Annotated in this window: 21 protein-coding genes; 11 read left to right on the forward strand and 10 right to left on the reverse strand. The window is 45.5% G+C overall.

The window, feature by feature from the left end; translation table 11 throughout:
* Positions 1 to 155 precede the first annotated feature (155 nt).
* The 4 genes from ACFFJH_RS02020 to ACFFJH_RS02035 all read left to right on the forward strand — a co-directional run bounded on the left by ACFFJH_RS02020 (position 156) and on the right by ACFFJH_RS02035 (position 4,625).
* Complete coding sequence (locus tag ACFFJH_RS02020) at positions 156 to 1,541, forward strand: TonB-dependent receptor domain-containing protein (RefSeq protein ID WP_390209670.1); 1,386 nt, start codon at positions 156 to 158, stop codon at positions 1,539 to 1,541.
* A 479-nt stretch (positions 1,542 to 2,020) separates the two neighbouring features.
* Positions 2,021 to 2,455 (forward strand): NfeD family protein, encoded by a 435-nt coding sequence (locus tag ACFFJH_RS02025; protein WP_390209671.1) that lies wholly within the window; start codon positions 2,021 to 2,023, stop codon positions 2,453 to 2,455.
* Between the two features lie 78 nt (positions 2,456 to 2,533).
* A complete protein-coding gene (locus ACFFJH_RS02030) occupies positions 2,534 to 3,451 on the forward strand; it encodes an SPFH domain-containing protein (protein WP_212673654.1) in 918 nt (305 codons plus the stop codon).
* Between the two features lie 211 nt (positions 3,452 to 3,662).
* Positions 3,663 to 4,625: a DNA ligase gene (locus tag ACFFJH_RS02035; RefSeq protein ID WP_390209672.1), complete on the forward strand. Its 963-nt coding sequence runs from the start codon at positions 3,663 to 3,665 to the stop codon at positions 4,623 to 4,625.
* A gap of 91 nt (positions 4,626 to 4,716) precedes the next feature.
* Here ACFFJH_RS02035 and ACFFJH_RS02040 read toward each other — a convergent pair whose 3' ends face one another.
* The 8 genes from ACFFJH_RS02040 to dapC all read right to left on the reverse strand — a co-directional run bounded on the left by ACFFJH_RS02040 (position 4,717) and on the right by dapC (position 13,591).
* The gene (locus ACFFJH_RS02040; protein ID WP_390209674.1) at positions 4,717 to 5,475 is read right to left on the reverse strand and encodes a substrate-binding periplasmic protein; all 759 of its coding nucleotides are present in this window, start codon (positions 5,473 to 5,475) and stop codon (positions 4,717 to 4,719) included.
* 155 nt (positions 5,476 to 5,630) lie between these two features.
* Entirely contained in the window at positions 5,631 to 7,643 is a 2,013-nt protein-coding gene (locus ACFFJH_RS02045) for an ATP-binding cassette domain-containing protein (protein WP_390209676.1), read from the reverse strand.
* Positions 7,644 to 7,776: 133 nt separating this feature from the next.
* Positions 7,777 to 8,679, reverse strand: a complete 903-nt coding sequence (prmB, locus tag ACFFJH_RS02050; RefSeq protein ID WP_390209677.1) for a 50S ribosomal protein L3 N(5)-glutamine methyltransferase — start codon at positions 8,677 to 8,679, stop codon at positions 7,777 to 7,779.
* Between the two features lie 7 nt (positions 8,680 to 8,686).
* A complete protein-coding gene (dapE, locus tag ACFFJH_RS02055; protein ID WP_390209679.1) occupies positions 8,687 to 9,817 on the reverse strand; it encodes a succinyl-diaminopimelate desuccinylase in 1,131 nt (376 codons plus the stop codon).
* Between the two features lie 6 nt (positions 9,818 to 9,823).
* Positions 9,824 to 10,204 carry an arsenate reductase gene (locus tag ACFFJH_RS02060; RefSeq protein ID WP_390209681.1) on the reverse strand — a complete coding sequence of 127 codons (381 nt, stop codon included), beginning with the start codon at positions 10,202 to 10,204 and terminating at the stop codon, positions 9,824 to 9,826.
* A 1-nt stretch (position 10,205) separates the two neighbouring features.
* Positions 10,206 to 11,345 carry a PilT/PilU family type 4a pilus ATPase gene (locus ACFFJH_RS02065; protein ID WP_390209683.1) on the reverse strand — a complete coding sequence of 380 codons (1,140 nt, stop codon included), beginning with the start codon at positions 11,343 to 11,345 and terminating at the stop codon, positions 10,206 to 10,208.
* Between the two features lie 108 nt (positions 11,346 to 11,453).
* Positions 11,454 to 12,281 carry a 2,3,4,5-tetrahydropyridine-2,6-dicarboxylate N-succinyltransferase gene (dapD, locus tag ACFFJH_RS02070; protein WP_390209685.1) on the reverse strand — a complete coding sequence of 276 codons (828 nt, stop codon included), beginning with the start codon at positions 12,279 to 12,281 and terminating at the stop codon, positions 11,454 to 11,456.
* A gap of 86 nt (positions 12,282 to 12,367) precedes the next feature.
* Positions 12,368 to 13,591 carry a succinyldiaminopimelate transaminase gene (gene dapC, locus ACFFJH_RS02075; RefSeq protein WP_390209686.1) on the reverse strand — a complete coding sequence of 408 codons (1,224 nt, stop codon included), beginning with the start codon at positions 13,589 to 13,591 and terminating at the stop codon, positions 12,368 to 12,370.
* Between the two features lie 436 nt (positions 13,592 to 14,027).
* Here dapC and smc point away from each other — a divergent pair, with 436 nt between their 5' ends.
* The 5 genes from smc (at position 14,028) to def (ending at position 22,349) form a co-directional block, all read left to right on the forward strand.
* The gene (smc, locus tag ACFFJH_RS02080) at positions 14,028 to 17,540 is read left to right on the forward strand and encodes a chromosome segregation protein SMC (protein ID WP_390209688.1); all 3,513 of its coding nucleotides are present in this window, start codon (positions 14,028 to 14,030) and stop codon (positions 17,538 to 17,540) included.
* Positions 17,541 to 17,545: 5 nt separating this feature from the next.
* Positions 17,546 to 18,631: a cell division protein ZipA C-terminal FtsZ-binding domain-containing protein gene (locus tag ACFFJH_RS02085; protein WP_390209690.1), complete on the forward strand. Its 1,086-nt coding sequence runs from the start codon at positions 17,546 to 17,548 to the stop codon at positions 18,629 to 18,631.
* 73 nt (positions 18,632 to 18,704) lie between these two features.
* Positions 18,705 to 20,771 carry an NAD-dependent DNA ligase LigA gene (gene ligA / locus ACFFJH_RS02090; RefSeq protein WP_390209692.1) on the forward strand — a complete coding sequence of 689 codons (2,067 nt, stop codon included), beginning with the start codon at positions 18,705 to 18,707 and terminating at the stop codon, positions 20,769 to 20,771.
* Positions 20,772 to 20,898: 127 nt separating this feature from the next.
* A complete protein-coding gene (gene galU / locus ACFFJH_RS02095) occupies positions 20,899 to 21,783 on the forward strand; it encodes a UTP--glucose-1-phosphate uridylyltransferase GalU (RefSeq protein ID WP_390209693.1) in 885 nt (294 codons plus the stop codon).
* Positions 21,784 to 21,815: 32 nt separating this feature from the next.
* Positions 21,816 to 22,349, forward strand: a complete 534-nt coding sequence (gene def / locus ACFFJH_RS02100; protein WP_390209694.1) for a peptide deformylase — start codon at positions 21,816 to 21,818, stop codon at positions 22,347 to 22,349.
* Positions 22,350 to 22,396: 47 nt separating this feature from the next.
* On the opposite strand, the gene ACFFJH_RS02105 is transcribed toward def, so the two are convergent.
* Both ACFFJH_RS02105 and ygfZ read right to left on the reverse strand, forming a co-directional pair.
* Entirely contained in the window at positions 22,397 to 22,678 is a 282-nt protein-coding gene (locus ACFFJH_RS02105) for a DUF4936 family protein (protein ID WP_390209697.1), read from the reverse strand.
* 9 nt (positions 22,679 to 22,687) lie between these two features.
* Entirely contained in the window at positions 22,688 to 23,716 is a 1,029-nt protein-coding gene (gene ygfZ / locus ACFFJH_RS02110; protein WP_390209699.1) for a CAF17-like 4Fe-4S cluster assembly/insertion protein YgfZ, read from the reverse strand.
* Between the two features lie 181 nt (positions 23,717 to 23,897).
* Here ygfZ and mltG point away from each other — a divergent pair, with 181 nt between their 5' ends.
* Together mltG and tmk are read left to right on the forward strand one after the other, a co-directional pair.
* On the forward strand, positions 23,898 to 24,884 hold the full coding sequence (gene mltG, locus ACFFJH_RS02115; RefSeq protein WP_390209885.1) for an endolytic transglycosylase MltG: 987 nt from the start codon (positions 23,898 to 23,900) through the stop codon (positions 24,882 to 24,884).
* A 64-nt stretch (positions 24,885 to 24,948) separates the two neighbouring features.
* Positions 24,949 to 25,626, forward strand: coding sequence for a dTMP kinase (gene tmk / locus ACFFJH_RS02120; RefSeq protein ID WP_390209887.1), 678 nt, complete (start codon positions 24,949 to 24,951; stop codon positions 25,624 to 25,626).
* Positions 25,627 to 25,640 lie beyond the last annotated feature (14 nt).

The following is a 25,640-nucleotide window of genomic DNA, read 5'->3' on the forward strand; positions in this document are numbered from 1 at the left end:
ATCTCGGTATAAAAGGCCAAATTCCCAATACCGAATAGTCGTATGAAGCTGCGTATAGTGCGTCGAATTATCAAAGCCAAAACGTAGCGCCACGTACCTTAGCTAGTACCGATCAATTTATTTTAGGACCCAAGCTCGGTGTATATAAAAACGGTGTGAATATTTACGCACCAGATCCTGCTCGTTTAACTAAAATCTTTACGCCAGCTGAATACGATCAAGCCTTCGGCGCTTCCAGAAGTTCCGATAGTTCATTCACGCATGCTTTAAGTTTCTCTGCCAATGCCGAAGTTGTCCAACTCAAAGCAGGGCCTTTGAAAGTGGCAACGATCGCGGAAATAGGTAGCCAACGATTTGATAACACGCCCGATCCACGTATCAATCAAGGCTATTTCAACACCACCACAAAATCCGACATCGTAAGCGGTGAGCGTCAACGTTATGCCATTGGTGCAGAAGCGAATATTCCGCTCCTCAAGCAAGTCACCGCCAGTGTCGCCACACGTTACGATCATTATTCATTTGCTGATCGCACCGATGGTAAATTGACTTACAACACAGGTTTGGAAATTCGTCCAACTGAACAGATTTTAGTGCGCGGTAACTATGCCACTAATTTCCGCGCACCCGACATGAACTATATTTTTAAAGCACGTGGCACAGGCTATTACTCCAGCACGACTGACTACTATCGTTGCAAATCAACAGGTGTTGATTTGAAAGACTGTGAATTCGCGAACTACTCACCGGGTGCAAATTACGTTCAATTTGGTAACAAAAAACTCAAATCAGAACAAGGTAAATCGCACGGTTTAGGCATTGTTTGGTCACCGAATAACCGATTTGACGTCTCCGTCGATTATTGGAAAATCAAAATCAGCGACATGGTTACTAATCTTAGTGCAGATCAATTATTACGCGATGAAGCCGACTGCCGTACAGGAAAACGCGATATTGCATCCGGCTTATGTACGGACACCATTAATCGAATTAAGCGCTATCCAGACACAGACTTAAGCCGTCCAGGTCAAATCCAAGAAATTTGGGTCAATCCAATTAACGCTGCTAGCAAGTCGACCAGCGGTATTGATATCAGCGGTAAATACATTTGGCGTTTGCAAGATTTAGGTACGTTTACTTTGCGCGGCAACTACAGCAAAACTTTGACGCAAAAATCAAAACAATTTGCGGGCGATGCGGAATACGATGACTTAAACGATCTCGTCAATAGCAACTGGCGTGATAAATTAATTAGTAGTTTGAATTGGAACAAAGGTGCATGGTCGAATACCTTAACCATTATTCGTTATGGCAAAATCCCGAATGGTTCAGGTAGCTACTATTTATCACCAACAGGCATAGGCAATTTCAGTACCGTCTATCAGACTAGCCAGGACTTAACGCTGTCTTTCGTGGTGAACAACGTAGCTAATAAGATCAAGATCGACAAAACTGGCGGCTGGCCTAACTATCCAGTTGGAAGCTACTCACCAGTTGGTCGCCAATTCTGGATTGAAGCAAACTATAAGTTTGGACGTTAATGAAATAATTGTAGAATTTTTGAGCGCAAATTATTCAATTAAAAGACCAACAGCAAAACAATTCAAGCACAAGACCGTAAGGAGCAACGAATTTGTACGGGGCAATGGGTTTCATCTATTGCACCTTTCCATCTGTTGAATTGCGCGAAAGATGACGGCGAGCTTTACCCTGTTTAAATTGCTAGCTCTTCTACGTTATTGGAGTTAAATCATAACTGATGGGAACTATGCGATTAGGTGTATTCATGGTTTACGTCTAGCTTGAATTCGAGGTATTTAATTTCATCATCTTGTCATAATTGAGCATTACAGTAAGTGCATCAAAACAAGAAAAAACGAAAAATTAGTAAGCCCTCAAATTACCTGCGAAAAAACCCTCCACATCGTCGATGTCGAGGGTTTTTTTGTTTGTAGAATACCGATGACAATTTACTAGTTATCGGGCAGACTGTTGTAATTCTTTATAAGGAGAATAATAAATGGAAGCATGGACTTGGTGGTTGGTGGTAGCGGGTGTGGTGGTGATTTGTGAATTGTTCACTGGGACGTTTTATTTATTGATGTTTGCGCTCGGTTTGGTGAGTGCGTCGATTGCCTCATTGTTGATCAGCTCTATGCAATTACAAATGTTGATTGCTGCGGTGGTCGGTAGTGCTGCGACTGTGGCGCTGCATAATAGTAAATATGGCTGGAAACGGCGTGGCGATGCGGCGCGTGATCCTAATGTGAATATTGATATTGGGCAGCAATTGAGAGTGGAAGAATGGCAAGAGCAGGGCAATGGTATCTCGGTTGCTAGAACCAAGTATCGGGGCGCGATGTGGGATGTTGAGTTGCGCCATGCGCATGCGAACGCGGGTATGTTTGTGATTGAAGCAGTGGAAGGTAGTCGCTTAATTGTGCGTCCTATGTAAGGTGATCTGAGATTACTTGAGTAAAAAAACACTCAAAATTTGATGTTGGTTTAAACAAAACAAAAAGAGGAAAATAACATGGAAAATTCAGGCTTTGTCGTATTAGTTTTATTTGTGTTGGCATTAGTCTTCATTATGAAGACGATCAAAGTGGTGCCACAACAAGATGCGTGGGTGGTTGAACGCCTTGGTAAATATCATGCAACCTTAGCGCCGGGTCTCAATATCGTGGTGCCTTTCGTTGATCGTGTGGCTTACAAACATGTCTTAAAAGAGATACCACTCGACGTACCGCCACAAGTTTGTATTACTAAAGATAATACGCAGCTGCAAGTCGATGGTATCTTGTATTTTCAGATTACCGATGCGATGCGCGCGTCTTACGGTTCGTCTAATTACATTGCAGCGATTACGCAGTTGGCGCAAACCACGCTGCGCTCAGTGATTGGTAAAATGGAACTCGACAAGACTTTTGAGGAGCGCGACCACATCAACACGACGATTGTGAATGCGATTGATGAGTCGGCCGCCAATTGGGGCGTGAAGGTATTGCGTTATGAAATCAAAGATTTAACGCCACCAAAAGAAATTCTGCATGCGATGCAAGCACAGATCACTGCGGAGCGTGAAAAACGTGCTTTGATCGCAGCCTCCGAAGGTCGTAAGCAAGAGCAAATCAATATCGCGACGGGTGAGCGTGAAGCGTCGATTGCCAAATCAGAAGGTGAAAAACAAGCCTCGATTAATCGCGCTGAAGGTCAGGCTGGCGCGATTTTGGCGATTGCAGAAGCGAGCGCAGAGGCTATTCGCCAAACTGCCGCAGCGATCCGCGAGCCAGGTGGTGCGGATGCGGTGAATTTGAAAGTGGCTGAGCAGTATGTCGCTGCCTTTGCAAATTTAGCGAAAACTAATAATTCCATCATCGTGCCTGCGAATATGAGCGATATGAGTGGCTTGATCGCGAGCGCAATGCAAGTGGTGAAAGCACAGAAATAATGCATAAATGTGCATAGTCAATACACATAAGCTGGGCAGCTTCTAGCAGGAAGTTTTATTTTTATGTGACAACTTAGTTGGAATAAGCAAAACCACCGTCTTCAGTAATGAACGGTGGTTTTGTTTTTTTGCTACACAGGTAAGAATTTTGGTGTAATTTTATCTAATTGTTTTTATACTTAAATTCCTCAAAACCCTTAAAGGTGCTGCTATGGAGTTGTATAAAAACAAGTGCTTGTCTGAACTCAATACGCAAGGCAAAGTGCGCCGTCAGTTTTTATGTTGTGCGCTGTTACCGCTCAATTTTTTTAGTGTAATGACTAACGGGCAAGCGCATGACGCAATTGAAATGCCTGCTGAGTTGCCAAGTGTAGATCGAGATAGTTCATCCACTTTAGCCTTAGTCCTTCCGCAAACCTTGTCCGATGTACGTCAATTGGAGCCCAATATCGCTGATTATTTAATGAGTGAAAAATTAGACGGCGTGCGTGCGTATTGGGATGGTAAACAATTATATTTTCGTAGTGGTCGCGTGATCGCAGCGCCTACTTGGTTCACTGAAAAATTTCCTGCGCATCCTCTGGATGGCGAGTTATGGATGGGGCGAGGGCAATTTGAGCGTCTGTCTGGCGCGGTAAGGCGGCAACAGGCCAATGATGATGAATGGCGGCAAATTCAATATTGTTTGTTTGAATATCCTTTAGTGACAGGTGATTTTCGTCAGCGTTTTATGGCCTTACAAAATATCGTCCAAAAACTAGCGATCCCATGGCTACGCATGATTCCGCAAGAGCCAGTGAAATCTGTGGCGCAACTTGAGGCGAAGTTAAAACAACTGAGTTTACAAAAAGCTGAAGGCTTGGTTTTGCATTACGCTAAGGCGGAGTTTCAAGCGGGACGCAGCGCCTTCGTATATAAATTAAAACCTCAACATGATGCCGAAGCCAAGGTGATCGCTATCCAAGCAGGCCAAGGGAAATATCATGGAATGATGGGTGCTTTATTGCTAGAAACGCCTGAAGGGAAACACTTCAAACTTGGCACTGGATTTGACGACGAGATGCGCAAAAATCCACCTGAGGTTGGGACTTTGATCACGTATCGGTATCGCGATTGGACGGCAAATGGCTTGCCAAAATTTGCGAGTTTTGTGCGTGTTTATCATCCCGAATAAGTCAGGATAATTCGAGATAATTAAAAAAATTGCGACGGCTGAGCTAGTACAGATAAGTTGATCAAGGTGATGCTCAAGGTGATGTTCAAGCTTAATCAACCTTATATTTTTTCTTTAGTGTTTCGATGAGGCCAGAGCTCTTTATCTTGTCAAATGCTAGGCGTATTTTTTCTATAGTTGTTGCTTCAGTTTTTTTGTTAATAGCGAAATAGAGTGAGAATTCATCGTTGAGCAAATAGACCGGCTCTATGCTGTCTTTGGCATACGCTAGTTGGCTGAGCTCATAATTTGCTCCGCCATTAGTTGCAAGGATGAGATCAACGCGTTTAAAGAAAAGTTTTTTGACGTTCGAAGTAGTGGTCGGCGCCTCGTCGATCTGACTGCGTGGGAATAGACCGCGTTCCATCACTAATTGTAAACTGGATGTATCACGTACTATGCTGACCCTGTATTTTTTAAGATCATCTACGCCTTTGATCTTGATGTCTGTGCGTTCCTTGAGTTTAAATAGCCATAGTTTTCTGAGTCCGATTGGGCCTATCCATTCAAAGAGCTCTTCGCGTTCAGGTGTTCTTGTCGTCGTATAAAGTAAGGTATTTGCTTCTGTGCTAGCGTGTTGATAAGCGCGGCTCCAGCTTAATGTCGTGTAATTCGCATCGATTCCTGCTTCCTGTAAAACTGCTTGCAGTAATTCAGTCGAGTAGCCAGTCAAACTGCCTTGATGCTCGTAGCTATAGGGAGGCCAAGATTGTGTGTAAATTTGTAAGGTCTGCGCCCGCGATGGGGCGTTCAGCGCGATAAGCGACAAGGCTAAGAATATTTGAGACAGAAGCAAGCACGGTGCACGCATATTGCGCTCAATATCTAGAAATAATGATGCTGTATGGTAATGCTGAAAAGCTGGCCTTGCAAGGAATGCGACTTTTTGTACAACACAAATACAATGAGGGGATTTCGCCCCTCATTTATATCGGCTAACAAAGCTAAATTTAGCTTAGCTTTGTTTTAAACCGCTGCTTCTAAGAACTCCTGTTGCTCCAACCAGTCCGCTTCTAGCTGATCCAATTCTTTGACAACATAGGCTTGATCTAATAAGAGATTTTTCAATTTCTCTTTATTGGCATCATCGTAAATAGCGCTATCTTCTAATTGCTTACTGTAGTCATCCTTTTTCAGATTTAACTTCGCCATTTGTTCTTCTAGCCGTTTGATTCTGGTTTCTATAGGCTTGCGTAAGGCGGCAACGCGTTGGCGTTCTTCCGCATCGCGGCGTTTACGTTCCTTGTCATCAATCGGGGTGCTTGGTACCGGCTGTGCCTGCGGCAATGCGGCTGCTTTTTCCTTGGATTTAACCGGTAGTGTTGCGGTATTGCTTGCCGCATTGGCGGCTGCCGCAGCTTGTTCAAGTTTGGTTTTGTACAGCCAATCTTTATAGTCATCGAGATCGCCATCGAAGGGTAAAAGCTTACCATCGGCGACGATGATGAATTGGTCGGTCGTGGCGCGTAATAAATGACGATCATGTGAGACCACCACCAGTGTGCCTTCAAATTGCGCCAAGGCCTCGGTTAAGGCTTCTCGTGTTTCTAAATCTAAGTGATTGGTAGGTTCATCGAGCAGCAAGAGGTTAGGGCGTTGCCACACAATCATGGCGAGTGCTAGGCGGGCTTTTTCGCCACCGGAGAAGGGCGCAATTGGACTGGTAACCATGCTACCTGGGAAGTTAAATCCACCTAAGAAATTACGTAATTCTTGTTCGCGCACGTCGGGTGCGATATGTGCCAAATGCCAGAGCGGCGATTCATCGTGGCGTAGCATTTCTACCTGGTGCTGGGCGAAGTAGCCTATCGATAAACCCTTACCCGTGGTGATCGTACCTGTGAGTGGCGGTAGTTCACCGACGATGGTTTTGATCAGCGTTGATTTACCAGCACCATTGATGCCGAGTAGGCCAATGCGTTGACCAATTTGCAGCGAAAATTTAACATCGCCAACAATTTTCTTTTCGGTAAAGTTATGGTCGGTTTGCGATTCTATGCGGTACCCACAATCCACATCGTCCATCACCAACATAGGATTAGGCGCACTTAATGGCTCGCGGAATTCGAAAGAAAATTCTGCTGCAGCACGTAAAGGTGCCAGTTCTTCCATTTTCTCCAAAGCTTTAATACGACTTTGCGCTTGTTTTGCTTTAGACGCTTTGGCGGCAAAGCGATCAATGAAGGATTGCAAGTGAGCACGTTTGCGGTTTTGTTTTTCGATAGAACTCTGCGCGAGTATCAATTGCGCTGCGCGTTGACGTTCAAAAGCAGAGTAGTTACCTGAATAACGTTTGAGCTTGCGTTCATCGATATGCACGACGACATTCACAACGCCATCCAAGAAATCTCTGTCATGTGAAATGATAATCAGGGTGCCTGTGTAACGCTTGAGCCAGTCCTCCAACCAGATAATTGCATCTAGATCCAAATGGTTAGTCGGTTCATCAAGTAGTAGTAAATCTGATTTACACATCAAGGCTTGTGCCAGATTCAAACGCATACGCCAACCACCTGAAAAACTGGCGACGGATTGTTCCATTTGCTCAAGCGTGAAACCCAAACCTAACAATAATTGTTCCCCGCGAGAGCGCACCGTATAGGCATCGGCATCGGACAAGGCACCGTACACTTCGCCAATCGCAATCCCATTGTCATGCGATTCTGGTTGCGCTTCCAATTCAGCTAATTTAGCTTCGAGCTTGCGTAGCGTGACATCGCCATCAATCGCGTAGTCAATCGCACTGCGTTCTAAGGGGGGCGTCTCTTGAGCGACGTGCGCGAGTTGCCATTTGGCTGGGAATTCTATGCTGCCTTGATCGGGATGTAATTCGCCTCGGAGCATAGCGAACAGACTGGATTTGCCGGCACCGTTCGAACCGATCAGGCCGATCTTGTCTCCGGGATTGAGCGTGACATCGACGCTGTCGAAAAGTGGCTTAGTGCCGCGGGCGAGGATGACCTGTTGAAGACGTATCATGTTTGACTAACAAAAATAAGGAGTAGTGAACTACAAAAAATAAAAATGCTCAAAACGCTATGCGGCGCTTTGAGCGATAAAACTAGTGCAAGAAAAAAACGAGGCGACCTTAATAGTAATTCTCAGTCGCGATTTAATTACCTTCTTGGAGTTGCTCAGCAGTGAGCAGGAATACCATATCGTCACCTGCACTGGTTGATAACCAAGTTAAACCGTATTCAGCAAAGGCTTCTTCGGCGAACACGCGTTCATTACCAATTTCCACCATCAAGATGCCATTGGGTTTGAGTCTGGACGCAGCGCCAGCAACAATTTTACGGACTAAATCCATACCGTCGTCACCACCGGCCAAGGCTATTTGCGGTTCGTGCAAATACTCTTTGGGTAGTTTGCTCATGGAGCTCGAATTCACATACGGTGGATTGGTGATGATCATATCGTAGAGTTTGTCGGGCACCTTGCTGTACAAGTCTGATTCAATCAAAGTGATGCGATCTTCTAGCTCATAAGTAGCAATATTCCTTGCCGCAACGGCTAATGCATCTTTAGAAATATCAACCGTATCAACATGAGCGTTTTCAAACGCATCGGCCAGCATGATGGGCAAGCAACCTGAGCCTGTACATAGTTCCAAAATGTCAGTTACTTCTTCAGGATCTTGTACCCACGGTGTAAAACGTTCTGGTATCAATTCGGCGATAAATGAGCGTGGCACGATCACGCGCTCATCAACGTAAAAATTATACGTACCTAACCAAGCTTCATTCGTAATGTAAGAGGCTGGAATTCTGTCGGTAGCGCGCCGTTCGATCACCGCAATCGCCGCATCAATTTCATGGGGCAATAAGCGGGCATCTAAGAACGGCTCGATTTTGTCTAACGGTAATTTTAAAGTGTGCAGCAACAAATAGGCGGCTTCGTCCAAAGCATTGGCACTGCCGTGGCCGAAAAATAGTTGTGCCGTATTGAAACGGGTCACCGCATAGCGCAACAGGTCGCGTAGTGTTTGAAACGGGAGCGTGTTTGAGTTCGTCATAATAATTCTAGTTTAGTAAAAGGTTTTCCAACGCACGACGATAAATGTTTTTGAGCGGATCGATGTAGCGCACTTCGATATGTTCATCAATTTTGTGGATGCTGCCATTGGGAGGACCAAATTCAACCACTTGCGGACAAATTTTTGCGATGAAACGTCCGTCCGAGGTACCACCCGTTGTCGATAATTCTGTTGTCACTCCAGTCTCATCTTTAATCGCCTTGGCCAGAGCATCGCTCAAATTACCTTTCGGGGTTAAGAAAGGATGACCACCGATAGTCCATTTTAGATCGTACTTGAGTTGATGCTGGTCGAGAATCGCATGCACGCGTTGTTGTAGACCTTCGGCTGTGCTGGCGGTAGAAAAACGAAAATTGAAGTCAATAACCACTTCACCTGGAATCACATTGGAGGCACCTGTACCACCATGAATATTGGAGATTTGCCACGAAGTCGGTAAGTAATATTCGTTACCGAGATCCCAAACTTCTGCGACTAAAGCACTTAAGGCGGGGGCAGCGGTATGTATGGGATTTTCAGCGAGTTGTGGATAGGCGATATGGCCTTGTATGCCTTTCACGGTGAGTTTGCCGGACATGGTGCCGCGTCGGCCATTTTTTATGGTATCGCCTAATACTTCACTAGACGTAGGTTCGCCGACGATGCAATAGTCCAATTGTTCGCCACGCTCTTTGAGCAGATTACAAACGACGATAGTGCCATCGGTGGCTGGACCTTCCTCGTCACTGGTGATGAGAAATCCGATAGAGCCATTATGATCGGGATGCGCCGCGACAAATTCTTCGGTTGCCACGACGAATGCGGCAATCGAGGTTTTCATGTCTGCCGCACCACGTCCGTATAATTTTCCATCTCGGTGCGTCGGCGCAAACGGCTCAGATTGCCATTGCGTCACAGGTCCAGTCGGAACCACGTCGGTATGTCCCGCGAATACGACTAGAGGCTGTGAGTTGCCGCGACGTGCCCAGAGATTGGTGACATCGCCAGATTGTATGGTTTCACAAGTAAAACCCAATGGCGTCAATAAATTGATTAAGGTGTTTTGACAGCCTTTATCTTCAGGAGTGACGGAATCTAGGGCGATTAATTGTTCTGTCAGTGCGAGCGTTTTACTCATGAAAATTTACTTTTCTTGAAAAATGGATGAATACAGTTGGTCGCTAAATCCAACACCAACATAGTCGAGTGTGTTATCGCCAATTTGTAGAACGGGGCGCTTGATGAGTGAGGGATTTTCCAGTACCAAGGCGAGTGCACCAGCTTTGCTTGCAGCTTGATTTTTTTGTTCCTCCGATAAGGCGCGCCAACTCGTCCCTTTGCGATTAATCAGCGTATCGAAGTCGATTTTTTTTAGCCAAAGTTCGACTTGCTCTGCGCTTAAACCCTCTTTTTTGAAATTGTGAAAATCAAACGGGATAGCCTGTTGTTCTAACCAAGTGCGCGCTTTTTTTACGGTATCGCAGTTGGGGATGCCAAATAGAGTAATGCTTGCTGGTGCTTTCATATTACATGTTCAGATTAAATTCAGTGAAGGTTGCTTCAGTATGGTGTTCTGGCTCTGGTTCGGCCTGTGCTTTTTGATTTAAGGCCGTGTCATTGTTGAGCAACCACAATAGATTGTTGGCCGAATCTGCATTGGCCAAACCTTCTTCTTGCGTAATCAGACCGTCTTTAATCAATTGCAAAAGTGCGCGTTCGAAGGTTTGCGAACCTGGCGCCAAGCTTTTCTCAATCGCTTCTTTAATTTGGAAAATATTTCCTTGTTCAATCAACTCAGCGACATAGCGGGTATTCAACATAATTTCAACCGCTGGACAGCGACCGCCATCAATCGCTTTGATTAGTCGCTGCGAAATAACGGCTTTGATTGCCGACGCCAAATCTAAGAGTAAAGCGCTGCGATTTTCAATCGGGAAAAAGCTAATGATACGATTCAAGGCTTGATAACTATTATTCGCATGCAGCGTTGCTAAAACCAAATGGCCTGATTGGGCGTACGCAATAGCAGCCATCATCGTCTCTAAATCACGGATCTCACCGATCAGAATACAATCTGGTGCTTGACGTAAAGAGTTGCGTAATGCGGTTTTTAAACTGTCGGCGTCAGTGCCGATTTCGCGTTGATTGACAATAGATTTTTTGCTGCGGAATAAATATTCTATAGGGTCTTCAATCGTTAAAATATGGCCCGTTTTTACTTCATTGCGGTAGTCGAGCATAGAAGCAATCGAAGTTGATTTACCAGATCCAGTGGCGCCTACCACCAAAATTAAGCCCCGTTTTTCCATAATTAATTCTGAAAGCACGGGTGGTAAATGCAAAGTAGAAAATCCCGGAATGTGTCCGGGTACAAAACGGAAAACTGCGGAAGTTGATCCACGTTGTCGAAATGCGGATAGACGGAAACGACCAACTCCAGTCATGCCTATACCAACATTGAGCTCGTTTTCGCGTTTGTATTGTGCAATCTGTTCTGCAGACAAGACTTCTGCCAGCAAAGCCATAATATTATCTTCATCCATGCGTTGTTGATTGATGGGGAGGAGATTGCCATTGATTTTTAAATGAATAGGCGAATTAATGGCAAAGAACATGTCTGACGCATTTTTGTCCTTCATTAACTGAAATAAACGATCCATTGCCATGATAATTCCCCTGTAAAGTAAAACCTATTTTATGTTATGACTTTGTTCAAATGCTGACGCCGTTAATTGAGCAAAATTAAGCGAGATTGAACCCAAAAAAACTGGATATTAAGCGCCGCGCAGCAATTCGTTGATGCTGGTTTTGGAGCGAGTTTGTGCGTCAACGCGTTTTACAATCACTGCGCAATACAGACTGTATTTACCGCAGGCTGATGGTAAGTTGCCAGAGACAACAACAGAACCTGCTGGGATGCGACCATAGCTGACTTCACCAGTTGCGCGATCATAAATCTTAGTCGATTGACCGATATATACGCCCATAGAAATCACAGAGTTTTCTTCCACGATGACTCCTTCAACCACTTCTGAACGTGCGCCGATGAAGCAATTGTCTTCAATGATAGTGGGATTGGCTTGCATAGGTTCCAGCACGCCGCCAATGCCAACGCCACCAGATAAATGTACATTTTTACCGATTTGCGCGCATGAGCCAACGGTTGCCCATGTGTCGACCATGGCGCCTTCATCGACATAAGCACCGATGTTGACGTAAGACGGCATCAGGACCACATTTTTACCAATGAAACTACCGCGACGCGCCACCGCAGGTGGTACTACGCGGAAGCCGCCTTTGGCGAAATCTTCAGCCGTGTAGCTGGCAAATTTGGTTGGGACTTTGTCGAAAAATTGCATATGCTCGCCAGATGGCATCACGATATTGTCTTCCAAGCGGAAAGACAGTAACACGGCTTTCTTGACCCATTGATTAACATGCCATGCACCATCGATTTTTTGTGCGACTCGCAAGCTACCAGAATCGAGTTGTTCTAAGACGTGAGCCACGGCTTCGCGTAACTCTGCTGGTGCATTTTTAGGAGAAAAATTAGTACGGTCTTCCCAAGCTTGATCAATGATGTTTTGTAATTGCTGTGTCATGACGTTATTTTTAAGTAAAGTGAATTAATGGGTGAAGATAGAAATTGCGGGCTGGTGTTATTGCGCTTATTGTGTTCGTTGCGTTTTTACTGCGCTTGCATTAATTGCCTAGTGTAAGCAGCTATTCTCTGTGCTGCTTCCATGCATTCTTCAACTTCAGCGACTAGAGCCATTCGAATGCGATTGCTGCCAGGATTGATGCCATGCGCTTCACGAGCCAAAAAACTACCTGGTAAAACGGTCACATTATAGTCTCGGTAAAGACCTTGCGCGAACTCTGTGTCAGAGATTTGAAGATGCTTATCGACGCCTGCCCATAGGTAAAAAGCAGCGTCAGGTAGTGCAACATCGAGGACTTCTTGTAGAACGGGAGTAACTTGAGAAAATTTCTTCACGTACAAAGCGCGATTCTCGATCACGTGCTGTTCATCGTTCCAAGCTGCAATCGATGCCGCTTGTATGCTAGGCGACATCGCGCCACCGTGATAGGTGCGATACAGCAAAAACTGTTTGATGATATTGGCGTCGCCAGCCACAAAACCCGAGCGCATGCCAGGAACGTTTGAACGTTTCGAAAGGCTGGATAGCGTAATTAAGCGAGGGTAATCATTGCGACCTAAAGCACGCGCTGCGGCTAAACTGCCCAGAGGTGCGGTTTCACCAAAATAAATTTCGGAATAACATTCGTCGGCAGCAATCACAAAGTTATAGCGATCCGATAATTCAAACAGCTCTTTCCAATCGTTTAGTGTCAAAACCGCACCGGTTGGGTTGCCGGGGGAGCAGACATACAATAATTGTGCGCGTTGCCAGATGGCTTCTGGAATTTGGCTAAAATCGGGAGCGAAATTTTTAGCCGGATTGGCATTGGCAAAATACGGCTCAGCACCCGCTAAATAGGCTGCACCTTCATAAATTTGGTAGAAAGGATTTGGGCACATCACGATAGGTGCGCCGTGGCTATTCTTACTTGGATCTATCACCGCTTGCGCCAGTGAAAATAGCGCTTCACGTGAACCGTTGACTGGCAAAATCTGTGTTGCCGCGTCTAATGCTGGAATGTTATAACGTTGCGCTAGCCAATTGCTAATTGCGACTCGCAAGCCTTCTATACCATTGGTCGATGGATAATTGGCCAAACCATTCAAGTTTGCGACCAAGGCATCTTTGATTAATTGCGGCGTGGCATGCTTAGGCTCGCCTAGACCAAGACTGATAGCACTGTAATCGGGATTAGGGGTTATGCCGGCAAACAGACGTTTTAATTTTTCAAACGGATAAGCTTGTAGTTTTTCTAAATTGGGATTCACGGACAAATTCACTTAAAAATACGGAAAAAATAAGAATTAAAATTAAAACTTTTGAATTGGGTTATTGCACCGCCGTAGCCTGTTAGCCTAGATATTTTTTTAGAAGCAAAGAATCAATAAGTCAGATACCTAAATAAGCTCGTATTATAGCCGTGCTTGCTGTGCGCTAACGAGCAAGTTGAGAGAAGTTCAGAGCAATCTCTCAATAAACTGTGAAGGTCTGCGTTTTTTAGCGTCGTCAGTCCATCAAAATCTGCAAAACTAGGCCGTCAGAATGTTATGATGTGCGGTCTTACTTGTTTGAATGGTAAGTTGAATGCTAAAAAAATTGTCATCTGCCATCACGTTTTTGTAGAAAAGAAAGATCTTTGAATAGCGTGTTGGAAGCAGATTCAATTTGTGTATTTTGGTCTAAAAATCGATAAATAAAAACAACGTGCGCTTAACTTCTATTAAATTGGCTGGATTTAAATCCTTCGTCGATCCCACTCATTTTCATGTTCCCGGTCAATTAGTAGGTGTGGTTGGTCCGAACGGCTGCGGCAAGTCAAATATTATTGATGCCGTGCGCTGGGTCTTGGGTGAATCTAAAGCTTCAGAATTGCGTGGTGAATCCATGCAAGACGTTATTTTTAATGGATCTACACATCGTAAACCTGCCGGGCGTTCTTCGGTTGAATTGGTTTTTGATAACAGTTTGGGTAAAGCGGCGGGGCAGTGGAGTCAATACGCCGAGATTGCCGTTAAACGGACTTTAACGCGCGATGGTACATCGACTTACTATATTAATGGGCAGTCGGTACGTCGTCGTGATATTCAAGATATTTTCTTAGGTACAGGTCTGGGGCCACGCGCTTACGCGATTATCGGTCAGGGCATGATTTCTCGCATTATTGAGTCGCGACCAGAAGAATTGCGCGTATTTCTGGAAGAAGCTGCTGGTGTGTCACGCTACAAAGAACGCCGCCGCGAAACCGAAAATCGCATTCACGATACTCACGAAAATTTAGTGCGGGTCGAAGATATCTTGCGTGAGCTAAACAATAATTTAGAAAAACTGGAAGCGCAGGCGGTGGTCGCTAATAAGTACCACTCTCTGCAAGCGGATCAAGAAGAAAAACAAAAACTGTTGTGGATGTTACGCAAACGTGAAGCTGCAACCGAACAGAAAAAGCATTTTGCCGAAATCGAAAAATGTCAGCTTGATCTGGAAGAACAAACCGCCAAGCTACGTCATGTAGAGTTAGAACTAGATCAAATGCGTCAGGCGCACTATGCGGTTGGCGATAAGATGCATCAGGCGCAAGGTAATTTGTACCAAACTAATGCTGAGATCGGTAGCTTAGAAGCGCAGATTAAGTTCGTGATCGAATCGCGTGCTCGCTTGCAATCGCAACTCAATTCGCTGTCTGCGCAACGCGACCAATGGCAGCGTCAAGGCCAGCAATTCCAAGATGACTTAGTCGATGCGGAAATGCACGTGGAAGAATTGGCGATGCGTAGCGAGCAGGCGCAAGAGGCCGTAGCGCAGCAGAACGAAAAAATCCCTGCGTTAGAGCAAATCTGGCGTGACGCGCAACTCAAGTCGACAGAGTCACGCGCCAAAATCATGCAGATGCAACAGCAGATAGAACTCGAATCTGCGCATCAACGCAATGCATCGAATATCTTAAATACTTTAGCAGTACGTCGTGAACGTCTGAATCAAGAGAAGCAAGGTCTGGTTATTCCAGATGCTTCGCATTTGCAAAATCTGTCTTTGCAACTTGAAGAAAAAAAGCAGATGTTAGAAGAAGTGACGATGCAAATGGACGAGGCGCAAGAGCGTTTGCCGCAGTTGGAAGAAGAGCGTCGTTCCGCGCAAACGCAAGTAAATCAAGACACCGCACAATCAGCGCAGCTCGATGCCCGTCTTGCAGCACTGAAATCATTGCAAGAAAAAGTTGAAAGTCAGGGCAAAGTTCAACCTTGGTTAGCCAAACATGAGTTAGAAAAATTGCCGAAATTATGGCAAAAAGTACAGATAGAAAATGGCTGGCAAACTGCGCTGGAATCTATCTTGCGTGAACGTACTTCGGCACTGGAGATGTCGAATTTGGAATGGGCAAAAGCCTTTTTTAATGACGCACCGCCAGCTAAATTAGCGCTCTACGCACCCCAAGTGATTGCACCGGTTGCAATGGTCGAGGGCTTAAAGCCATTGCTCAGTTTGTTGCAACTCAATGATGCGGGTGTCCGTAGCGTGATGCAAGACTGGCTGCACAATGTATACATTGCGCCAGACGCGCCGACTGCTTTTGCAGAGCGCGCTAAATTGCCCGCCGGTGCTTGCTTCATTACCAAAGAAGGTCATCTAATCAGTGCTAATAGCGTGCGATTTTATGCGGCCGATTCAGAACAAGATGGCGTACTCGCACGGCAACAAGAAATTGACAATGTCGCTAAGCAGGCGCGTGCGCAACATCTCCTGGCTGATGAAGGTAAAACGCGAGCAGTTCGCGCTGAAGCACAGTTAAGCCAGGCCACACAAAGTTTGCAAGAGTTACGAGTACGGGTTGCTGGTTTGACGCAATCCGTTCATAGCTTACAAATCGAATACATGAAATTGACCGAGGTGCAGGAACGCTTTAATCAGCGTAGTACACAAATTCTTTCTGATTTAGCAGAAATCGCCGAGCAAGAGCAGGAACAACAAACTGCGCGCGCTGAGTCAGAAGCTAAGTTTGAAGAGCTGGATATTGCATTGGCCGAAATGCAGGAAACGCATGAAGATGGACAAACGGCTTTTCTAGAAAAAGAACAGCATTTAAATGATGCACGTTCTCGTTTGCGTGATTTGGAATTGGCTGCGCAAGAAGCCAGTTTTGCTGAGAAAACGCATCGCGTCAAAATGGAAGAACTCAAGCGTAATATCGCCACCGCCTTAGAGCAGTCTTCGCAGTTATTTGCGAATATGCAGCAAGGTCAGCTTGAATTGGAGAGCATGGATGAGCAGACTGCGCATGCTGGCTTACAGACATTGTTGGAAAAGCGTAGTGATCAGGAACGGGTGTTAGCGGATGCGCGACATGAGCTGGATCAGTTGACTCAAAAACTGCGCCACGCAGAAGAATCAAAAATGCAAGTAGAGCGTAGTTTGCAACCGCAACGTGATCGCATCGTCGAGCTGCAACTGAAGGAGCAAGCAGCGCGCCTCAATCAAGAACAATATGAAGAGCAGTTGCGTAATTTTGAGGTTGATGAAGCCGCCCTCGAAGAAAAATTACATGATGATTTGAAGCCGTCTTATTTGCAGGGTGAAGTCACGCGTTTAACCAATGCCATCGCAGCACTTGGTGCGGTCAATCTGGCCGCCTTAGATGAGCTGGCACAAGCGACCGAACGTAAAACTTTTCTAGATGCGCAGTACGCCGATTTGACGGAAGCGATTACGACGCTGCAAGATGCCATTCAGAAAATCGATATCGAGACTCGCGATTTATTGCAAGATACATTTAATCGTGTGAATCATCATTTTGCTGAACTATTCCCTATCTTGTTCGGCGGCGGTCAGGCAAAATTGATTATGACGGGTGATGAAATTCTTGATTCTGGTGTGCAAGTGATGGCGCAGCCACCGGGCAAAAAGAATGCGACGATTCACCTGCTATCAGGTGGTGAAAAAGCATTGACCGCGACCGCTTTGGTGTTCTCGATGTTCCAATTAAATCCAGCGCCATTCTGCCTACTTGATGAGGTTGACGCACCGCTGGATGACTCAAACACAGAACGTTTCTGTAATATGGTGAAACGTATGTCTAGCAATACACAATTTTTATTTATCTCCCACAATAAAATTGCAATGGAAATGGCACAACAATTGATTGGCGTTACCATGCAAGAACAGGGGGTTTCTCGAATCGTTGCGGTCGATATGGAATCGGCAGCAAGTTTAGTAGGTGAGGGTTAAGCAGCATGTCAGAATTAACGATGAGTTTGATCATTGCAGGTGGCGCATTTGTAGTGGTGGTTTATATTTATAGTAAATGGCAGGAATATCGTGCCCGAAAAAGTGTAGATCGCGCTTTTTCTGGTAAACATGACGATGTCTTGATGAATGCCCGCGATGATGCAGAGTTGGTACGTCAGGAGCCTCAATTTGATCAAGAAGAATTGGCGAGCATGGATGAGGAAGCACTTGCATCGCCTTCTACTGATAATCAGGCACACAGTGCCAAACCTGATTTCGATGCCACGATGTATGGTAAGGAATTATCAGTTGATGACTTAATTGATTGTGTCATCCCGCTCGAATTTGAAGCGCCGATTCGTGGTGAAAAATTACTGAAAGAAGTCAATAACTTGAAATATGTCGGACGTAAGCCAGTGCATTTCATCGGTTTAACCCATGATGGTAAGCGTGATGAAATCGCCCATGGCGGCGCGTACACGGCGCTGTTCGCTGGTGTGCAAATGGTCAGTCGCAGTGGTCCTTTGAATGAATTGGAGTATTCCGAATTCGTTAGTAAATTGCGTGAGATCGCTGATCGTCTCAATGCACATTCGGATGTGCCCGACATGAATCGTGTGATGTCAAATGCACGTGAATTGCACCAATTCGTCGCCGAACACGATGCGCAGTTGAGCGTGAATGTCTTATCCAATGGTGCGCCTTGGGATATTACAACTTTATTAGGCGCATTGGAAAAGCAGGGCTTCGATGTCCGCCCTGACGGACGCTTGGTGATGCCAGATGGTGATGTCGGTAATTTGTTCACCTTATCCACTAATGTGAGTGCGAGTGAAACCGTCACATCCAAATTAACTTTGTTACTGGATGTGCCTTGTGTGTCGCCCGACTTGGAAGGCTTCGGTGTCATGGCGAAATGCGCGCGCTCCTTGGCTTCTCGCTTAGGTGGAACGGTGGTTGATGATGGAAACAATCCTATTTCTGATCAAGCGCTTAGCGAAATTGCTGACCAGGTTCGTGAATTTTGTAACGCCATGGCTGTGGCGGAAATTCCAGCCGGCTCACGCCGCGCTAAGCGCCTGTTTAGTTAAGTGAACTAATTGAACTAATTGAGTTACTTGAGTTACTTGAGTTACTTGAGTTAATTGAGTCGAACGCTTGAACATGCAAAATGATTTATTTGGTGCTAACTCCGTAGGGCAATCCACGCCTGAGCAAGAGTCCTTGCCAGAGTTAGCGCAGCGCTTACGTCGTGAGCTAACACAACACGGCTATCACTATTACACCTTAGATGCGCCCACCATTCCCGATGCGGAATACGACAAGCTTTTCCAGCAATTGCAAATGCTGGAGCAGCAGCACCCTGAATTGAAAACACCAGATAGTCCTACGCTGAGAGTGGGCGGTACCATACTGCCTGAATTTTCTCAGGTGCAGCATGCGGTAGCGATGCTGTCTTTGAATAACGGGTTTGAAGATGAAGACGTGTTTGCTTTTGATCGTCGGGTACGTGAGGGCTTGGCGACCAGCGATCAAGATATTGAGTACGCTATTGATTTGAAATTCGATGGTTTGGCGATAAATTTGCGCTATGTTGATGGCGTTTTCTCGCAGGCGGCAACGCGCGGCGATGGCTATACTGGCGAGGATGTGACTGAAAATATTCGCACGATCCGTAGCGTTCCCTTGCGTTTGCAATGTGAAAACCCTCCTGCTATTTTGGATGTGCGCGGCGAAGTTTTGATGTTTAAAGCTGACTTTGATAAATTGAATCAACGTCAGCGTGATCTCGGTGCGAAAGAGTTTGCTAATCCTCGTAATGCCGCTGCTGGCAGTTTGCGTCAACTCGATTCAAAAATTACCGCGCAACGTAGTTTGCGATTTTTTGCCTATGGCATAGGGCTGTTAGACGGCGCAGAATTGCCCAGCTCGCATCGCGCTTTGCTCGACTGGTATCAAAGCATGGGTATTCCCACCTGTGAAGAAAAAGCAGTGGTCAAAGGCGCGGCATCGTTATTAGATTTTTATCGCGGCATACAAGAAAAGCGCGCGCAATTGCCATACGAAATTGATGGAGTTGTGTACAAAGTGAATCGCTTCGATCAGCAAGAGATTCTAGGTTTTGTATCACGTGCGCCGCGCTTCGCGATTGCGCATAAATTCCCAGCAGAAGAAGCGTTGACGACGGTACTCGATATTGAAGTACAAGTCGGTCGCACTGGTGCCATTACGCCGGTGGCACGTTTGGCGCCCGTTTTCGTCGGTGGTGTGACGGTCACCAATGCGACTTTGCATAACGAAGAAGAAATTCAACGCAAGGATGTACGGGTTGGTGATACCGTGATTGTGCGCCGTGCTGGTGATGTCATTCCTGAAGTGGTGGCTAGTGTTTTAGAAAAAAGACCAGAACAGACTAGTGTATTCGTTTTGCCTAAACAATGCCCTATCTGTGGTTCTGATATTGTGAAGTTAGAAGATGAGGCGATTGCACGTTGCTCGGGTGGTTGGATCAAATGTGCTGCACAGCGTAAAGGTGGCTTATTCCATTTTGCGTCACGTAAGGCCTTGAATATTGAAGGCTTGGGCGAGCAATTGATTGAGCAATTGGTGGACAAAAATGTCGTGACTACTGCTGCAGACTTTTACAAGCTGGGCTTGATGGCTTTGTCCGAATTGGATCGCATGGCGGAAAAATCAGCGCAGAATATTTTGGATGCCTTAGAGACGTCCAAATCCACCACCTTGCCGCGCTTTATTTATGCGTTGGGAATTCGTCATGTTGGAGAATCAACGGCAAAAGATTTGGCCTTGGCATTTGCTGACATGGAAGCATTGATGGCTGCGACCGAAGAACAGTTATTGCAAGTCAATGATGTCGGCCCGGTCGTCGCTCTTTCCATCACGCGTTATTTTGCTGACCCTTTTAATGTGGAATTGGTGAGACAATTAATCGCTTCCGGCATTCATTGGCCTGCAATAGAAAAGCGCGATCTCAGTAACGCCGTGTTTGCAGGAAAAACCCTAGTTTTGACAGGCACTCTACCCACTTTGAGTCGCGAACAAGCAAGTGCCTTGGTCGAAAAAAATGGCGGCAAGGTAGCAGGTTCGGTCTCCAAGAAAACTAGCTATGTGGTAGCCGGCGAAGATGCAGGCAGCAAATTATTAAAAGCCCGTGAGCTGGGGATAGCGGTTTTGTCCGAAGAGGAATTCCTAGTCCTTTGCAATAGCTAATATCGGATGTGCGGTAGGTTGGCGCTGAACAAATTGAAGCCCAGCAAAGCGACAAAGCAATAAAGTAAGACAGCAACACAGCAACTTAAAAACAATATAAAAACTAAAAAATTGGTGAAAGAGATTTATGCAAAAAATAAAAAAAGCTGTTTTCCCCGTAGCCGGATTCGGTAGTCGGTTTTTACCAGCGACCAAAGCACAGCCTAAAGAAATGCTCTCGGTTGTCGACAAGCCGTTGATTCAATATGCGGTAGAAGAAGCAGTCGAAGCAGGCATTACCGAAATGGTGTTTATTACAGGGCGAAATAAACGCGCAATCGAAGATCACTTCGATACCGCCTATGAACTGGAACATGAATTAGAAGCTGCCGGTAAAAACGCTTTGTTGGATATCGTTCGCAGTGTCATTCCTAATAATGTCAATTGTATTTATATTCGCCAGCCCGCAGCGCTGGGCTTGGGGCATGCGGTATTGTGCGCTCGTCCTGTGGTTGGTGATGAGCCATTTGCCGTGTTGTTGGCGGATGATCTGATGGATGTGCGTCCAGGCCAAAAAGGCGTAACGGCGCAAATGGCTGATCTGTATGCACAAGAAGGTGGCAGCATTGTCGCTGTACAAGATGTGTTGCGCGAGTTTACCAATCAATATGGCATCGTCAGTGGTTCCCTCTATAAGCAAAATCTGGAACGTATGCATGGCATCGTGGAAAAACCAAAACCAGAAGATGCGCCATCGACTTTAGCGGTCGCAGGGCGTTACGTGTTATCTGGGAAAATCTTTCACTATTTGGAAAATTTAGGAAAAGGTTCGGGTGGTGAAATTCAATTGACCGATGGCATCGCCGCGATGCTCAAAGACGAGCCCGTATTTGCTTATCGTTGTGATGCAAAACGTTATGATTGTGGTTCCAAATTAGGCTATCTCAAAGCCAGTGTTGCGCTAGGTTTAAAGCATCCTGACGTGGGCGTGGAGTTCGCTAAATATTTGCATGAATTAATGGGTTCTCAATAATTAAGCTTGATGCTAAGCGGAGCTAGAAAACGATGATCTATCCAATTTTAAAAATGGGCGACCCACGTTTGCTCAAAGTATCAGAATTGATCAAAGAATTTGACACGCCCGCGTTACATCAGCTCATCGCGGATATGTTTGAAACGATGCAGCACGCAAATGGCGCAGGCTTAGCCGCGCCACAAATTGGTATCAACTTGCAATTAGTGATTTTTGGTTTCAAACAAAATCCACGTTATCCTGACGCCCCGAATGTACCGGAAACTGTGTTGATCAATCCTGTATTAACACCGCTCTCCGATCAAACCGACGACGCATGGGAAGGTTGTTTATCAGTTCCAGGTATGCGCGGTTTGGTGCCGCGTTGGAGTCGTTTGCGATATGAGGGTTTTGATCAGTTTGGTCAAAAGATTAGCCGCGACGTCGATGGTTTTCACGCACGCGTGGTGCAGCATGAGACGGATCATCTGAATGGCGTGTTATATCCTATGCGGATTAAAGATTTCACCAAGTTCGGGTTTACTGAGGTTTTGTTTCCTGAGTTAGATCCAAATGAGGATGATTGATTTCTCATGTTCATTAAAAGTACGGGGAAGAATGGCAGCTTCAGAATTCAATCTTGTGCATCGATAAAATATTCTAATCTACGCTCTCCTTGAATGAATGTTTGTATGCCGCATTGGCTCACCGCCACAGCTAGAATAGACTCAAAATCCTCTGGTACGTCACGATAGATTTCCATCCAGGTAATGAGTCCATTGTTGCTGGCTGGACGTCTTTGTAACTGAACTTGATGCAGCATTTTATTGCTCAAATCTGCGCGCAATAGTTGCACGCAATGCCTTATGTCGATTGCGTGTTCCTGTTTGCTTTTGTAGTAGATATAGCAGTCCATCCAGTGTACCTATTCGGTCACATCAAGATAGGCGTAGGGTAGCGGGAGGAAGTTTAAAATGGGTCCCATATGACTGCCTAAATGGACTTTACCTTGTTCCTGATCGGCTAATTTCATCTCTACTAGACAAGCGAAGTTTTGGTCGAAATCGCGTTCCGCGCTAACGATCATGCCGCAAGGTTGTGTGGGGTCATTGTCTGAAAATACTTCGGTCGCAATATCTACTGAGTCAGCGGAGACGCGTGCAATTGCCATGCGGCGTTTGAGCTTGCCTAGATATTGACTGCGCGCCACGATTTCTTGACCGGGGTAGCAACCTTTTCTGAAATTTACTCCACCGATTAATTCGAAATTAATCATCTGTGGTACGAATTTTTCTTTGCTTTGCTCTAGCACTTGAGGGACGCCCGCGTGGATATTTCCTAGACGCCAGATGCTCGCATCGACTTTCTTTAAGCTTGCGTCGATCTGCGCTGAAATGTCTATCAGCTTGGTATGGGTCAGTATCCATAGATAGCGTGGTGTGTCGAAGGCATCGTGCACGCGAATGATCGTGCCTGCTTCACCGCTGATTTTGTCATTGATGACTTCAGGTAGTTGAGTAAATTGTGTCAATAAGAATGCCGAGGCTGTTTTGCCACCCAAGCCGATGGTTGCAAATTGTTCGCTAACATCTTCTAATTTAACTTTAGAACGCATCACAAACATTTGTAAGCGCTTTTGTAAGGCGGGTTGTAAGCTACTTGAACATTGCAAAATGATGTTGCCATCTGATTTCCAATACAAGAAACTAGCCAGCATACGCCCCTTTGGGGTGCAATAAGCCGCATAGCGTGCTTGGGTATAGTTCAGATGCTCAACGTCATTACTGAGTTGATTGTGTAGAAAGCTGGCGGCGTCGTCGCCACTCGCTTGGAGTAAGCTTTGGTCTTGTAAGTGGCAGATATAGCCATCTTGCAATTGCGCTAGCGTGGAATTACTAGTGTTGATCGACGAAGCTAATTCAAAAAAATGTTGTGTGCTATTGGGTGCGTTCATATCGTTTGTTGGTTGAGCTTATGTTGAATACGCTTTGCATTGAATTTATGGTGGGCTTATCAATATGCGCAGCGCTGATTTTTTTCCAGTTTTTCTGCCAATGCCGAATGTTCCCATTTACAATGGCACTCATTTTTCGTGATTATCGCAGCAAATTGGAATTAGTGTTCACATGGCTTCTTTGAAAAAATTCTTTGTTTTTTGTACTTTGTTGATTTTACTAACTGCCGCGCTTGGTACTTGGGCCTTTGTGCGTTGGATGGACACGCCTTTGGAGAATGAAAAGAGCGTGGAATTTACCATCAAGAGCGGTAGCAATGTGCGAAGTGCGGCGCGCCAGTTGGTTGATGCGGGTGTGCCGATACAGCCGTATTTTTTTGAGATATTGGCGCGGGTGACAGGTAGGGCGGCTAGCTTAAAAGCCGGTTCTTTTGAGTTGATGCCTCAAGAGACACCACAGCAGCTATTAAGAAAAATCGTAGAAGGTAAGTTTAGTTTGAGTAATTTGAGCATCATTGAAGGCTGGAGTTTCAGACAGATGCGAAATGCAATAGATGCTCATACTGCCATTCGCCATGACACAACAGGTTTGTCCGATCAAGATTTACTAAAGAAAATCGGTAGCCAATACTCACATCCTGAGGGATTATTTTTTCCCGATACTTATTTGTTTGCGAAAAATAGTAGTGATATACAGGTATACCAACAAGCGCATCAGGCGATGCTGAACAAGTTGGATGAAGCTTGGAATAAGCGCGCGACTAATTTGCCCTATAAAGACGCTTATCAAGCTTTAATTATGGCATCCATTATTGAGAAAGAAACGGGACAAGCGTCGGAGCGCGGCATGATTGCTTCGGTGTTCGTCAATCGCCTCCGCTCGGGGATGTTATTGCAGACTGATCCCACGGTTATTTACGGTATGGGTGACAAATTTCAAGGCAATATCCGCAAACGTGATTTGACGACAGACACGCCCTACAATACTTATACCAGAGCTGGCCTACCTCCAACGCCGATTGCTTTGCCTGGCATAGACGCGATTAAGGCGGCCTTAAATCCAGAGCCTAGCAATGCGTATTATTTTGTGGCTCGAGGCAATGGGACCAGTCATTTTTCAGAGAATTTGAATGATCATAATAAAGCGGTGAACAAGTATCAACGTTAGGCATTCTTTATCTATATCATTACAATAAAAATTACGAGATCAGTACATGAGCAATATTACTAAGATGGGCGATCAGTTGGGCAATAAGTTAGACAATCAGGCGGGTTTATTCATCACTTTCGAAGGTATTGATGGCGCAGGAAAGTCGACGCATATCAGTTTTGTCGCAGACGCTTTAAGACGGCGAGGTGTGAACGTTGTTACGACCAGAGAGCCTGGTGGGACAGCTTTAGGTGAAACCTTACGTGGTTTGCTCTTGAACGAAAAAATGCATTTAGAAACTGAAGCTTTGCTCATGTTTGCCGCTCGTCGTGAACATATTGCGCAAGTCATACAACCCGCGCTGGATGCAGGCACTTGGGTCATCTCAGATCGATTTACTGATGCTAGTTTCGCCTACCAAGGCGGAGGACGAAAATTAGACTTAAGTAAGTTGAATGTGCTTGAACAGTGGGTGCATCCGCATTTGCAGCCAGATTTAACTTTACTTTTTGATGTTCCAATCGACGTTGCTAGGACGCGTCTAGATGCGACACGGATATTGGATAAATTTGAGCAGGAGCAGAGTGATTTCTTCACGAATACGCGCAACGAATATTTACGTCGCGCGGCGGAGTTTCCTCAACGTTTTAGAGTGATAGATTCAACTCGTAGTATCGCCGCCATACAGCAAGAGATATCCGAAATCATTGATGCCCTCTGTAAGCAAGCGGCGCGCTCTGATCTAAACGACAGTCATTGAATTATTTGGATATC

The sequence above is a fragment of the Affinundibacterium danionis genome (assembly GCF_042432465.1).
Classification (GTDB): domain Bacteria; phylum Pseudomonadota; class Gammaproteobacteria; order Burkholderiales; family Burkholderiaceae_D; genus Undibacterium; species Undibacterium danionis.

What these genes read in the sequence shown, in the direction of transcription:
- ACFFJH_RS02085 (WP_390209690.1), top strand. Translation starts at nt 17,546, where the DNA reads ATGTCAGAATTAACGATGAGTTTGATCATTGCAGGTGGCGCATTTGTA.
- dapE (WP_390209679.1), bottom strand. Translation starts at nt 9,817, where the DNA reads ATGAGTAAAACGCTCGCACTGACAGAACAATTAATCGCCCTAGATTCC.
- galU (WP_390209693.1), top strand. Translation starts at nt 20,899, where the DNA reads ATGCAAAAAATAAAAAAAGCTGTTTTCCCCGTAGCCGGATTCGGTAGT.
- ligA (WP_390209692.1), top strand. Translation starts at nt 18,705, where the DNA reads ATGCAAAATGATTTATTTGGTGCTAACTCCGTAGGGCAATCCACGCCT.
- ACFFJH_RS02030 (WP_212673654.1), top strand. Translation starts at nt 2,534, where the DNA reads ATGGAAAATTCAGGCTTTGTCGTATTAGTTTTATTTGTGTTGGCATTA.
- ACFFJH_RS02025 (WP_390209671.1), top strand. Translation starts at nt 2,021, where the DNA reads ATGGAAGCATGGACTTGGTGGTTGGTGGTAGCGGGTGTGGTGGTGATT.
- ACFFJH_RS02040 (WP_390209674.1), bottom strand. Translation starts at nt 5,475, where the DNA reads ATGCGTGCACCGTGCTTGCTTCTGTCTCAAATATTCTTAGCCTTGTCG.
- ACFFJH_RS02035 (WP_390209672.1), top strand. Translation starts at nt 3,663, where the DNA reads ATGGAGTTGTATAAAAACAAGTGCTTGTCTGAACTCAATACGCAAGGC.
- ygfZ (WP_390209699.1), bottom strand. Translation starts at nt 23,716, where the DNA reads ATGAACGCACCCAATAGCACACAACATTTTTTTGAATTAGCTTCGTCG.
- dapD (WP_390209685.1), bottom strand. Translation starts at nt 12,281, where the DNA reads ATGACACAGCAATTACAAAACATCATTGATCAAGCTTGGGAAGACCGT.
- ACFFJH_RS02105 (WP_390209697.1), bottom strand. Translation starts at nt 22,678, where the DNA reads ATGGACTGCTATATCTACTACAAAAGCAAACAGGAACACGCAATCGAC.
- tmk (WP_390209887.1), top strand. Translation starts at nt 24,949, where the DNA reads ATGGGCGATCAGTTGGGCAATAAGTTAGACAATCAGGCGGGTTTATTC.
- prmB (WP_390209677.1), bottom strand. Translation starts at nt 8,679, where the DNA reads ATGACGAACTCAAACACGCTCCCGTTTCAAACACTACGCGACCTGTTG.
- def (WP_390209694.1), top strand. Translation starts at nt 21,816, where the DNA reads ATGATCTATCCAATTTTAAAAATGGGCGACCCACGTTTGCTCAAAGTA.
- ACFFJH_RS02045 (WP_390209676.1), bottom strand. Translation starts at nt 7,643, where the DNA reads ATGATACGTCTTCAACAGGTCATCCTCGCCCGCGGCACTAAGCCACTT.
- ACFFJH_RS02060 (WP_390209681.1), bottom strand. Translation starts at nt 10,204, where the DNA reads ATGAAAGCACCAGCAAGCATTACTCTATTTGGCATCCCCAACTGCGAT.
- ACFFJH_RS02065 (WP_390209683.1), bottom strand. Translation starts at nt 11,345, where the DNA reads ATGGCAATGGATCGTTTATTTCAGTTAATGAAGGACAAAAATGCGTCA.